This window comes from Halorubrum salsamenti (assembly GCF_007671685.1).
GTDB classification, from domain to species: Archaea; Halobacteriota; Halobacteria; order Halobacteriales; family Haloferacaceae; genus Halorubrum; species Halorubrum salsamenti.
Window position 1 is genome coordinate 22092 of sequence record NZ_VCNL01000005.1, and the last position, 12529, is coordinate 34620.

The following is a 12529-nucleotide window of genomic DNA, read 5'->3' on the forward strand; positions in this document are numbered from 1 at the left end:
GTCTGAATCATTTCACTCCCAAGTAGCTCTCCATCGTTTCCCTGTCCTCGAGCAGCTCTGAGGCGGGTGACTCGTGGACGATCCTCCCGGTCTCGAGGACGTACGCTCTGTCCGCGAGCCCGAGCGCCATCTCGGCGTTCTGCTCGACGAGGAGCACCGTCACGCCCCGCTCGTTCAAGTCGCGGACGATGTCCGCGACGTCGTCGACGATCTGCGGCGCTAGCCCCTCGCTCGGCTCGTCGAGCAGGAGGAGGTCCGTTTCGGGGCCCAACAGCGCGCGCGCGATCGCGAGCATCTGCTGCTCGCCGCCGCTCATCGTGCCGGCCTGCTGGTTGCGGCGCTCGTCGAGCCGGGGGAACTGGTCGTACACCTCCTCGAACTGCGCCGACTGGTCCCCTTCGCCGCTGTGGGCCGCCAGCCGGAGGTTCTCCTCGACGGTGAGGCTCCCGAACACGCGTCGCTCCTCCGGGATCCAAGAGATTCCGCGCTTGCGTATCTGGTTCGGGTCGAGCCCGTCGATCGCCTCGCCACGTATCTCGACGGTGCCGCTCGTCGGCGGCGTCAGTCCCATCACGCTCCGGAGCGTCGTCGTCTTCCCCGCTCCGTTGCGCCCGACGAGAGCGATGATCTCGCCCTCTCCGACCGACAGCGACAGGTCGAACAGGATGTGGCTCTCGCCGTAGTGAGTGTTGATCCCGTCGACGGAGAGCAGGGGATCACTCATGACCGCCACCCCGAAGGTACGCCTCCTGTACCCGCTCGTCCGACTGTACCTCCGACGGTACTCCCTGAGTGAGCAGTTTGCCCTCGTTCAACACCGCAATCTGGTCGGAGATATCCATGACGATGTCCATATCGTGTTCGATGATCACGACCGTCGTGTCGGACGCGATGTCCTCGATCAGCTCGACGGTCTCGTTCGTCTCCTCCGGACTCATCCCGGCCGTCGGTTCGTCCATCAGCAGCAGTCGCGGCTCCGACGCGAGCGCGATCGCGACTTCGAGGTGGCGCCGCTGCCCGTACGCCAGGCTCGACGCCGTCTCGGTCGCGACATCGTCGAGCCCGACTCGTTCTAGCACCCGTTCCGCGTCCGCGATCGGCTCATCGTGAGACGCGTGATGGGTGAGGAAATCCGACGGACCGAACCCGGTGTAGCGGGCTTGCGCCGCGAGCCGGACGTTCTCCAACGCGGTGAGTGCCGAGAAGAAGTTCGTGATCTGGAACGACCGCACGATCCCTCGCCGGACGACCTCGTGTGGCTCGACGTCGCTGATCTGCTCGCCGTCGAACTCGATCCGCCCCTCGGTCGGGGCGTGCTTCCCGGTGAACGTGTTGAACAGGGTCGTCTTCCCGGCGCCGTTCGGCCCGATGATCGCCGTGATCCCGCCGTCGGGGATCTCGAGCGAGACGTCGTCGAGCGCGGTGAGCGGCCCGAACCGCTTCGTGAGCCCTTCGGTTCTGAGGATGGCTCCGCTCGATGCGTCCGCGTCCGTCTCGGCTCCTCCGATCGTGTTTCCGCTCATGGTCAGTCACGCACCTCCCGCACGTAGTTTTTCAGCGCCTGCTTCACGTTGTCGACCGCGCCGCTCGGATCGTCACGCAGCGATATCAGCGCCCCGGCGATGCCGCGCGGCGCGAAGATAACCACGAGCACGAACAGCGTGCCGAGGATCACCTCCCAGCTGGCGACGCCGCCGAGCCGGTCCTCGAGGAAGACGACGAGCCCGGCGCCGACCATCGGTCCCCAGAGGGTCCCCATCCCGCCGAGCAGCACCATCACGACCAACTCGCCGCTGACCGTCCAATGGAGCAGCCCCGGGTTCGCGACGCTCTGGAAGGGGACGTACAGCCCGCCGGCGAGCCCGGCGAATCCTCCGCTTATCGCGAAGGCGATGACCTTGTACCGCTGGACATCGTACCCGATGAACTCGATCCGCTCTTCGTTCTCGCGGATCCCCTGAACGACCCGTCCGAACGGGGAGTTCGCGAGCCGGATCAGTCCGGCGAGCGACAGCGCGACGAGGGCGAGGGTGAGGAAGTAGTAGGCGAGCGGATCACCGAATCCGATCCCGGCCAGTTCGTAGGAGCCGATCCCGTAGAGACCGTTGTCGCCGCCGGTCACCGTCTCTACGCCGGCGACCGTCGCCGGGAGGTCGGTGAAGACGACGACGTACAGCAGTTGGGCGAACGCCAGCGTCAGCATCGCAAAGTAGATCCCGCGTGCTCGAACGCTGAGCCATCCGATCAGCGCGGCGACGACCACACCGACCAAGACCGAGGCGGGCAAGACGACCAAAGCGTTCGGCGTCACCTGTCCGACGAGCAGTGCAGCCGTGTACCCTCCTGCACCGTACATCGCCGCGTGTCCGAACGACAGCAGGCCGGCGTAGCCGAAGACGAAATCGAGGCTCAACGCCAGCAGTGCGAACGCCAGCATTCGAACGAGGAGATTGACCCAGAACGGCTGAATCGATCCGGCGATCGGTCCCGCGGCGGCGAGACCGAGGATGCCAACAACTAGCAAGATCCGCCCCGGCCGCGAGAGGATCTGGTTTCCTGTTCGTGCCTTGTCGTCGTCTCGTAGGAGTTCGAATACCGGCATCATGCGGCCTCCGTTGCGCCAAACAGTCCGTTTGGTTTCACCATCAACACAATCGCCATCAGTCCGAACAGGGCCAAGTCGGTCAGCGTCGGGGCGATCAGAGCGCCGTACGAGGTGACGAGTCCGATGAGCAGCGCGGAGAAGACGGCGCCGCGGAAGCTCCCGAGCCCCCCGATGACGACGATCACGAACGCCTCGATGATGATTCCCATCCCCATCCCGGGGTTGACGGAGCGCGACGCCCCGAGGAGGACGCCCGCGAGCCCCGCGAGTACCGCACCGAGCACGAAGACGCCGGTGAACACCTTCGAAACGTCGATCCCGAGGGCGTCGACCATCTCCGTGTCGTGAGCGCTCGCCCGCATGATGATTCCGAGGTTGCTCCGGTCGATCGCGAGCCAGACGCCGCCGATCAGCGCCGTGCTGATCGCGAGGACGAACAGCCGGTACACCGGGTAGTCCACCACGCCGAGCGACAGGGTGCCGGTGAGCAGCGCCGGCTGGGCGATCTGCCGCGCCTGTCCGCCCCAGATCTGGACGACGGCACCTTGGATCATGATGGCGAACCCGAACGTCAACAGAATGTGGTACAGGGGATTCCGTCCGTACAGCGGACGCAGCGAGAACACCTCGATCGCTATCCCGACCACGCCGACCAGAAGCGGCGCGAGCAGCAGCGCGAGCCAGAAGCTCCCGAGTTCGACCGCGATCACCGACCCGAAGTACGCTCCGAGCATGTACAGGGCCCCGTGCGCGAAGTTGATGACGTCGAGCATCCCGAAGATGAGCGTCAGCCCCGCAGCGATCAGGGCGAGTATCATCCCGGACTGGACGCCGAGCAGGGTGGCGCGAACGATCGACTCGATCATTCAGTCGGCCCTCCTCGTCGTAGCGCGAGACGGTCGGCGAGCGGTGACGCGTGTGGAACGGACCATGTTAGCTGAGATCACAGTCCCATGTGGGGCCCTCGACGCTCTCGATCGTCTCCACGACCTGATTTTCGACCGGCTGTTCGCCGTCGCTCTCGACGACCTCGCGGACGTACATGTTCTGAATGGCCTCGTGGGTCTGCTCGTTGAACCGGAAGCTCCCGCGCGGGCTGTCGATCTCCATCCCGCTGAGCGCGCCCGACAGCTCGTCGGGCTCCGCGCTGCCGGTCTCCTCGACGGCGGCGGCGAACGCTTGCGCCGAGTCGTACCCCTGACACGCGTACACGTTGGCCGTGCTGTCGTACGCGCCGCGGTAGTTCTCGACGAACGTCTGGTTCCGCTCGCTCTCCTGTGCGGGCGTGTAGTGGAGCAACGAGTACATGCCGAGCGCGGCCTCTCCCTGTGCGGGGAGCGTGTCTTCCGACAGGAGGAATCCGCTTCCGGTCTGAGTCATCTCCTCGTTGAGGCCGTAGTCGGCGAAGGCGGAGACGTATCCGACCGCGTCGCTCCCGGCGAAGAAGGAGAAGACGGCGTCAGCCCCGCTGCTCTCGATTTGGCCCAGATACGTCGAGTAGTCGTCGGTGCCGAGCGGCGCGCCGACCTCGGCGACGATCTCGCCGCCCGCCTCCTCGAAGGCCTCGCCGAAGAAGTTCTTGGAGTTCTGGCCGAACGCGTAGTCAGCGTACGCCAGACAGACGTTGTCGGCGACGTTCTCGTACACCCACTCCGCCAGCGGCGCGCTCGTCTGCCAGTCGTTGAACGACGTCCGGAAGTGGTAGTCCAGACACCCTTCTTGAGTGACGCGGTAGTCGCCGGCGTTGGCGTTCAGCCAGATCGCGCTCGCCTCCGACTCGATGGTGTCCATGATCGCGATCGCGACCGCGCTCGACACCGGACCGACGATCACGTCCGCCTGCTCTTCGATGAGCAGCTCGCGGGTCACGTCGACGCCGCGGTTCGTGTCCGCCTCCGTGTCGCGTTGGACGGTTTCGACCTCTCGTCCGTCGATCTCGCCGCCGTTCTGTTCGAGGTACATCTCGAACCCGTTGACGATGCTCTCGCCGAGCATCGCGTACGTCCCGGTGAACGGGAGCGCGTAGCCGACGGTGAGTCCGCCGCCGCCCTCGCCACTACCACCGAGGCACCCGCCGATCGCGGCGGCCGTCCCGACCGCCGCACCCGTGTGGAGGTACTTCCGCCGCGACATCGTCGATCTGTCCGAGTCGCCGGAATTCCCGTGGCGATCTCGTTCATGATTGCTACTATTTCTCATGGGTCTGCGAGCCATAGACACGTCTGCGAGTCTATCATATATATAAATTATGGAACTGGGGCTGTTTGCGCGCCGTGCGGCGGACGTATTTTTACTATTATTAATATTTATATACCATGATAGAGATGCCCAGACATGGTATGGATAGAGTCCCTGCCAGTGGTACCGGCGTACATGGATGTCGCGAACAGCCGATGGCTGTGGCTCTCGACGGTCCCGGTCGTCTCGGTGGTGCTATTGCAGGCGGCGATATTTTTCCGGCGCGCCTGGTCGGACGGAAAGGAGATCGGGTTATCGGACGATCAGCTCAAATCCGGGTTCAAGACCGGGGTGATCTCGGCGATCGGTCCCGCCATCGCGGTCTTGGTCGGGATGCTGGCGTTGATCGCGACTGTCGGCGGCCCCGTCGCGTGGATGCGGCTCTCGGTGATCGGATCGGTTGCGTTCGAGCTTCCTGCGGCCGAACTGGGCGTGAGCCAGTTCGGCTACAGCCTCGGTGACAGCGATATCACCGAAACCGCGTACGCGACGGCGGTCTGGTCGATGACGCTGGGCGGGACCGGCTGGTTGCTCGTCTCTGCGTTCGGGACGCCGCACATGGAGAAGGCCAGACAGAAGCTCGGCGAGGGGAAGGACGCGCTCATTCCGATCATCGGCGCCGCCGCGATGCTGGGGGCGTTCGCCTACTTCCTGACCGGCGAGGTCGCGTCGGGAACGCCCGAGACGGGATCGGTCGCCACAGGGGGGTTAGTGATGCTCATCTTGTTGCAGATCGCGGATAACAAGGAGATACAGTGGCTCCGCGAGTGGGCGCTCGGAACGGCGATGATGGTCGGGCTCCTCGTTGGTGTCGCGCTGCAAGTGACTGTCGGAACCTGGTGGTAAGATGTCTGGAAACACCGACTCGGTAGACGGTCAGCACAGTGGTGACGGCGTGTACGAAACCGAATTCATCCCGTACATCAACAAATGGGGGCGCCGGACGAACGCCCTCGCGGTACTGCTTTCGCTCGGTCCCGCGGTGGCGCTGCTTACGGTGTTCGACATTCTCCCGCCGACGCAGGCGATCACCGGTGCGTTCATCTCGGTCGCGGCGACGTTCGGGATCTTCTGGGTGGTCGAGCCGCTCTCGTACTACCCCGTGTTGGGGATCCCGGGAACGTACATGGCGTTCCTGTCCGGGAACATCTCGAACCTCCGGTTACCCTGTGCCGCCGCCGCACAGGAGAGCGCGGACGTCCAAACCGGGACCCCGAAGGGGAGCATCATCTCGACGATCGCGATCGCCGCGTCGATCGGCGTCAACACGACACTTCTGGGGGTCGGCGCCTTCGCGCTCGTCTCAACGTTCCAGGCGCTGCCCGAACTGTGGCAGAACGCGCTCGACTCGTACCTCGTGCCGGCGGTGTTCGGCGCGATCTTCGCGCAGTTCGGTCGCGACTACCCGAAGGTGGCCGGCGCCGGATTCGTTCTGGCGCTGGCGATGACGATGTTGTTGGAGCTCGGCTACCTCGGTGTCTTCCCCGGATACCCGCTGTACATGGTGATCATCGTCTCCGTCTTCGGGACGATCCTGATCGCCCGGTGGATGTGGAAACAGGGGATGATCGAGCCGCCGGAGGAGTCGTGAGATGCTTCGGACGACGCCGAGACGACGCGATCGATCGGAAAGCGAATACGGCTCGCACGCATATCCACCAATATGACGACTGACACCCCCCAAAACGCGGATCTGACGGCATGGAGACGAGAGTTCCACCGGTATCCGGAGCCCGGCTGGTGTGAGTTCCGGACGACCGTGCGGATCGTCGAGGAGCTCGAACGGCTGGGCGTCGACGCGATCCACGTGGGGACGGACGCCGTCGATCCCGACGAGCGGTTGGGCGTGCCCGACGAGGACGTGCTCTCGGAGTGGTACGAGAAGGCGGCGGCCGAGACGGACCGGACGGACCTGTTAGCGCGGCTCCGTGGCGGCCACACGGGCGCCGTGGCCGTCGTCGAGAACGGACCCGGCCCGACAGTCGGGCTGCGCGTGGACATCGACGCGCTCCCGATCACCGAGTCGGCCGACGAGGACCACCGACCGGCCGCCGACGGGTTCCGGTCGGCGAACGAGGGGTACATGCACGCGTGCGGTCACGACGCTCACATCGCGTTCGGGCTGGGGACGCTCCGAGAAGTGATGCGGGACGGCTTCGACGGGACGTTCAAGGTCTTCTTCCAGCCGTCGGAAGAGCTCCTCGGCGGCGGGAAGGCGATGGCGTCGACTCCGCACCTCGACGACGTCGACCACCTGTTCGGCGCCCACGTCGGCCTCGACTACCCGACCGGGACGGTCGTCGCCGGGCTCGACGAGGCGCTCGCGCTCACCCGGATGGACGTCGCGTTCGAGGGCGAGTCAGCCCACGCCGGGCTGGCGCCGAACGAGGGCCGAAACGCGGTGCAGGCCTTCGTCTCCGCGGCCGACAGCGTCTACGGAATCCCGCGCCACAGGGAGGGAACCACGCGCGTGAACGTCGGCGAGATCCGCGCCGACAACGCCGCGAACATCATCGCCGACCGAGCGACCGCGTCGATCGAGGTCCGCGGCGGATCGACCGAGCTGATGGAGTACATGCGCGACGCGGTGCACCGACGCGTCGAAGCGGCGGGTGAGATGCACGAGTGCGACACCGAGATCACTCGCACCGGCGAGTCGATCCGACAGGACTGCGACGAGGAGCTGGTGGACCTCGTGAGCGAGGTCGTCACCGACCGATCGGACTCGCTGTCGCTGATTCGACGCGACGCGCTGGCCGCGAGCGAGGACGCGACCTACCTGATGCGGACCGTGACGGAGAACGGCGGCACGGCGACGTACGTCGGTATCGGCGGCGGCAATCCGAGCGGCCACCACACGCCGACGTTCGACATCGACGAAGAGAGCCTCTCGATCGGCGTGGACGTGCTCTCGAGCGCTGTCCGAAAGCTCCTCTCGTAGCGGGCAACCCACTGCGAACAGCTCTCTGACGGCCGGTGGTGTTCTTCCTCGCAGCGAGAGACGTATGTAGAACCCCACATGTTCGGGTATGGCAGGTTCCGCTCGGCAAAATGGATAACGAACGACATTTTTATCGCAGTCCGGTACCTGCTGAGGATAATGACAGATTTGAATCACACGATTAATGATTATCTCAGTAGGTCGTCGGTTCTTCTCCTCACTCCGTCGCACGAGCCTCCCGACAACAGCGCCTGTATCGATCTGTTGACTCGCGATCCGCCCGGCGAGACCAACGTGTTGAGTGCCACGCTCTCGGCGTCTCCCGCCGAGCGGCTGTCGCTCTGGAAACGCGAGGCCGGCAGCGAACTCCCGAAGCGGGCGACGATCATCGACGGGAGACGAAACGTGACAGACGCTCAGCTTCCGACTTCCGAAGCCGGGTCGATCTCCGTGCGTGGGCTTCCTGAGGACGCGGACCTCTACGACGTCTGTCTCGCTATCGCCAGCCAGCTCGGTGCCTGGAAGGACACCGACGCGACGACAGTCGCGTGTCTGCATTCGGTGTCAACCCTGCTTACCACCTACGGGACCGACCGGGTGATCAGTCTGATCACCGGCCTCAACGACCTCTGTGAGCGACTCGACGTGATCGCCCATCACCACGTCGACCCGAGCGCACACGACGAAGAGACGTTGGCGACTCTGAGGCCGCTGTACGATACGGTGATCGAGCACACGCCAGACGACGGCTGGATCCCGACGGAACGCGAGGCGACGACCACCGAACCGTCGTTCCGTTCGACGACGACACCACCGGGCGGGGCGGCGAAGACGGACCCGGACCGTCCCGAAACGGTGCCGATGCGGCACTCTTTCGACACGGTACTGGACCTGCTGTCACCCCCACGCCGACGGACGCTGTTGTACAACCTGAAGAACCAGCCGACGACCGAGATTCCAATCGATCGGTTGGTCGAAGAGATCCATGACATCGAGCGAGCGATCCCGATCCGCGATTCGTCGCCACGCGAAGAGATCAGGATTGAACTCCTCCACAACCATCTCCCGATGCTCCAAGAGGCCGGTATCGTTCGGTACGACGCCGACTCCGAAACGGTCCATTACACGTCGAATCAGGGACTGGAATCGTTCCTCCGATACGTCGAAACCGTGGAATTGGGCTGACAAACGACCTTGACTCACATCCAATGACTCGATCCGGTCCATACACTGTCGTCGAACCGATGAACGATCACAGTGTGGTAACGATCCGAGAACACCCTCGGAACGCCACGTATCACGTGGTCGAATACGACGACGAAGACACCGAACTCGTGCTTGACGACCTCGGGCGTGGTGACGTCGTGTACCTCGAGATCGCGCGAGTCGGGCGGCGCGGTAACGCATGGTCTGCGGAGGACGCGCGGGTAGTCGATTAGCCACCTCTGACACCTGATCGAGCGCATGCCCCCGCCTTCAGGCGGGGGTCGAGCGACCACACAACTACATAATCCACCGACGACGCTTACTCCGGGGTCTGTTCTAGAATACGCATCTCACCTTCGAGAAGCAATCCCTTCCACGTCAAACCACGACGCTTCTTCAATTTCTTCAACCGCTCATACTGTCCATCGTCATCAAACTCTATTCTAATTGCAACCATATAGTATCACATGAACGGAATATTTATGTGCGTTACGATACGACTCGTAATTGATGAAGCGGACCAATACGTTCGTTGTACGCCCCCGATCCGAACAGGACCGGGAGTTACTACACGAACTGTTGGACGCTTCTGCCAGTCTCTGGAACGAGCTTACGTACGAACGCCGCCAACAGTACTTCGACGGAGACAGTATCTGGGACACCGACGACTACCGCAAACAGTACGTCGGTATTCTCGGAAGCGCCACTGCCCAGCAGCTCATCCGCAAGAACAAGAGCGCGTGGAAATCGTTCTTCTCACTCAAAGAGAAGGGTGAGCAGTGTTCTCCACCCGGCTACTGGGGCAACGAGGATGACGGTCGCACGTTGCGCACCTACGTTCGCAACGATCAATACACACTGGAAACCGGCGATCGATCGCGTCTCGAAATCCCAGTCGGAACGGAACTCAAAGAGAAGTACGGGCTCGGTCACACTGAGCGACTTCGCCTCGAAGTCGCGGGTGTTCCGAAGTGGGACGGCAAGCAGGGGCGCTTGGAACTGTACTACGACGATACTTCGAACCAATTTAGGGCCTTTCAACCAGTTACCGTCGACAATTCTCAACTGGATTCACCACTGGCAGACGAAACTGCCGCCCTCGATATTGGTGCGAACAACATCGTCGCCTGTACGACGACGACCGCCAAGCAGTACCTGTACGAAGGACGCGATCTGTTCGAGCGGTTCCGCGAAACGACTCGAGAGATCGCTCGGTTACAGTCGGAGCTCCACGAAGACAGGTACTCGTCGAATCAGATTCGGCGGCTGTACCGTCGCCGGACTCGGCGGCGCGACCACGCGATGGACGCGCTCGCCCGTGATTTGATCGAACGGCTGTACGACGAGGGCGTTTCGACGGTATACGTTGGGGACTTAACCGACGTGTTGGAAACGCACTGGTCGGTGAGAGCGAACGAGAAAACGCACAACTTCTGGGCGTTTCGAGCGTTCATTGAACGGTTGACGTATACCGCTGAGGAATACGGCATCGCCGTCGAAGTCCGCCCTGAAGCGTGGACCTCACAGACGTGTCCGAACTGCGGTTCAACCGAGGACACGACGCGTCACCAAGATACGCTCACGTGTCTGTGCGGGTTTGAGGGGCACGCAGACCTCACGGCGTCCGAGACGTTCTTGAGACGGCAGACAGAGGTACCACGGCCGATGGCACGGCCCGTGCGATTCGAGTGGGACGACCACGATTGGTCGGGGAAACCACACCCTCACGACAGTCCCAAAGAACTGCGCACAAACCGGAGTATCCACGGGTAGGAGAAAGTCGCTCACATCGGGGGTGGCGCTACTGCCAGACCCCGAGCGTGAGGATTCCCGCGCCTTTAGGCGCGGCGAGGATGTCAATGACTCGCCAGAATGCCGGGGTCACCCATAAATATAAGTCGTGAAGTCGACGATCGGGTTGTACATGGTTAACAAAGACATTTGTTACCTACCTGCAACGGAGATGGCGTCGCGGATCAAACGCGGCGACCTGTCTCCGGTCGATCTCGTCGACGCACACATCGAGCGCATCGAGGCGCGTGAGGACGACCTGAACGCGTTCATCACGCTGCTGAAGGAACGGGCGCGCGAGGAGGCGAAGGAGGCGGAACGCGCCGTTGAGACCGCCGAAGAGTTGGGACCGCTTCACGGGGTTCCGATCGCCGTCAAGGACCTCCTCGGCGCCATGGAGGGGATCCGACACACGAAAGGCGCGAAGCCGCTGGAGAACGTCGTCGCCGACAACACCGCGATAGCGGTGCAACGCCTCCAAGACGCCGGAGCGATCGTCGTCGGCAAGACGAACACCCCGGAGTTCGGCCACAAGGGACAGACCGACAATCTGCTGGCGGGAACGACGCCGACGCCGTTCGACCTCGACCGAACGTCGGGCGGATCGTCCGGCGGGAGCGCAGCGGCGGTCGCCGACGGGATGGTCCCGCTCGCGACCGGCTCCGACGCCGGTGGCTCGTGTCGGATTCCGGCCAGCGCGTGCGGAGTGTTCGGCTACTGCCCGTCGTTCACCCGCGTACCGCACGCCCACCGGCCGAATATGTTCGTCGCACCGCCGTTCTTCCAGGCCGGAACGCTGTCTCGGTCCGTCTCCGATGCAGCGGTCATGCTCGACGTGATGACCGGCCCGCACCCGCGCGATCCGTTCGGGCTCCCCGACGACGGGGTCGACTACGTCGCCGCCACCCAACGGCCGATCAGCGGGCTGGATATCGCGTACAACCCCGACTTGGACGGGCTGTTCCCCATCGACCCGGAGGTTCAGTCGGTCGTCGAGGACTCGCTCGACGCGTTCGAGACGCTCGGCGCGACGGTCGACGACGTCGAGATCGGGATCGACCAGACGTTCGACGACCTCTGGCACGCGTTCATGGACCACTGGAGCGTCACGATGGCCGGCATCAACGAGGGCGTGAAGGCGGAACACGGCATCGACATGTACGGAGATCACCGAGACGAGCTGCCCGATTCGGTGACCGAGAAGATCGAGGAGGGGCAGGAGATGGCGGCCCTCGAACTCGGCGCGGCACAGGCCGAGATCACCTCGTTCTTCGATACGATTCAGGACCTCTTCGAGGAGTACGACCTGCTGGTGACGCCGACGCTGTCGATAGAGCCGCCGAGCACGGAGTACGTCTCGGGCCCGTCCGAGATACACGGCGAAGAGACCCGCGAAGCGCTGGGATGGTTCCTCACGTGGCCGTTCAACCTGACGGCGACGCCGAACGCGTCGCTCCCCGCGGGGCTCTCGAAGAACGGGCTTCCCGTCGGGCTACAGATTGTCGGCCCCAGATACGAGGACGAGCGGGTCTTCGCCGCGAGCGCCGGGTTCGAACGGGTCAATCCGTGGGCCGACACGTACCCGCCGAGATAGTGTGATCTGCCGGGGATTCCCTCCGAATTTCCCGGATCTCCACCGGACTTCTTGCTAATTGTCGTCGACGGGTGCGGTTGCCAGCGGGTCCACGGAAGACGGTATTCTCCGCGGGCGATCGGTTTCTCGTGGGATGTTCGATTCGGCTTGTTAG

The 12529-nt window shown here is 63.7% G+C and carries 12 protein-coding genes; 7 read left to right on the top strand and 5 right to left on the bottom strand.

Annotation, left to right across the window (positions count from 1 at the left end):
• Positions 1–7 precede the first annotated feature (7 nt).
• From FGL94_RS13405 to FGL94_RS13425, 5 genes are all read right to left on the bottom strand, one after another.
• A complete protein-coding gene (locus FGL94_RS13405; protein WP_144926239.1) occupies positions 8–724 on the bottom strand; it encodes an ABC transporter ATP-binding protein in 717 nt (238 codons plus the stop codon).
• The gene (locus tag FGL94_RS13410; RefSeq protein ID WP_144926242.1) at positions 717–1523 is read right to left on the bottom strand and encodes an ABC transporter ATP-binding protein; all 807 of its coding nucleotides are present in this window, start codon (positions 1521–1523) and stop codon (positions 717–719) included. Before FGL94_RS13410 ends, FGL94_RS13405 begins: the two co-directional genes overlap by 8 nt.
• 2 nt (positions 1524–1525) lie before the next feature.
• Entirely contained in the window at positions 1526–2602 is a 1077-nt protein-coding gene (locus FGL94_RS13415) for a branched-chain amino acid ABC transporter permease (RefSeq protein ID WP_241659180.1), read from the bottom strand.
• Positions 2602–3471, bottom strand: a complete 870-nt coding sequence (locus FGL94_RS13420; RefSeq protein ID WP_144926248.1) for a branched-chain amino acid ABC transporter permease — start codon at positions 3469–3471, stop codon at positions 2602–2604. The genes FGL94_RS13415 and FGL94_RS13420 overlap by 1 nt, the downstream gene beginning before the upstream one ends.
• 67 nt (positions 3472–3538) lie before the next feature.
• Entirely contained in the window at positions 3539–4738 is a 1200-nt protein-coding gene (locus FGL94_RS13425; RefSeq protein WP_144926251.1) for an ABC transporter substrate-binding protein, read from the bottom strand.
• A gap of 201 nt (positions 4739–4939) precedes the next feature.
• Here FGL94_RS13425 and FGL94_RS13430 point away from each other — a divergent pair, with 201 nt between their 5' ends.
• The 7 genes from FGL94_RS13430 to FGL94_RS13460 all read left to right on the top strand — a co-directional run bounded on the left by FGL94_RS13430 (position 4940) and on the right by FGL94_RS13460 (position 12375).
• Positions 4940–5689 carry a DUF5058 family protein gene (locus FGL94_RS13430; RefSeq protein ID WP_241659181.1) on the top strand — a complete coding sequence of 250 codons (750 nt, stop codon included), beginning with the start codon at positions 4940–4942 and terminating at the stop codon, positions 5687–5689.
• A gap of 1 nt (position 5690) precedes the next feature.
• Positions 5691–6434, top strand: a complete 744-nt coding sequence (locus FGL94_RS13435; RefSeq protein WP_144926254.1) for a hypothetical protein — start codon at positions 5691–5693, stop codon at positions 6432–6434.
• 72 nt (positions 6435–6506) lie between these two features.
• Positions 6507–7784, top strand: a complete 1278-nt coding sequence (locus tag FGL94_RS13440) for an amidohydrolase (protein ID WP_144926257.1) — start codon at positions 6507–6509, stop codon at positions 7782–7784.
• 159 nt (positions 7785–7943) lie between these two features.
• Positions 7944–8969 (top strand): DUF7504 family protein, encoded by a 1026-nt coding sequence (locus FGL94_RS13445; protein WP_144926260.1) that lies wholly within the window; start codon positions 7944–7946, stop codon positions 8967–8969.
• Between the two features lie 116 nt (positions 8970–9085).
• Positions 9086–9223 (top strand): hypothetical protein, encoded by a 138-nt coding sequence (locus tag FGL94_RS18980; protein WP_394348598.1) that lies wholly within the window; start codon positions 9086–9088, stop codon positions 9221–9223.
• Positions 9224–9500: 277 nt separating this feature from the next.
• A complete protein-coding gene (locus tag FGL94_RS13455; protein WP_144926265.1) occupies positions 9501–10763 on the top strand; it encodes an RNA-guided endonuclease InsQ/TnpB family protein in 1263 nt (420 codons plus the stop codon).
• A 151-nt stretch (positions 10764–10914) separates the two neighbouring features.
• Positions 10915–12375 carry an amidase gene (locus FGL94_RS13460; RefSeq protein WP_144926268.1) on the top strand — a complete coding sequence of 487 codons (1461 nt, stop codon included), beginning with the start codon at positions 10915–10917 and terminating at the stop codon, positions 12373–12375.
• Positions 12376–12529 lie beyond the last annotated feature (154 nt).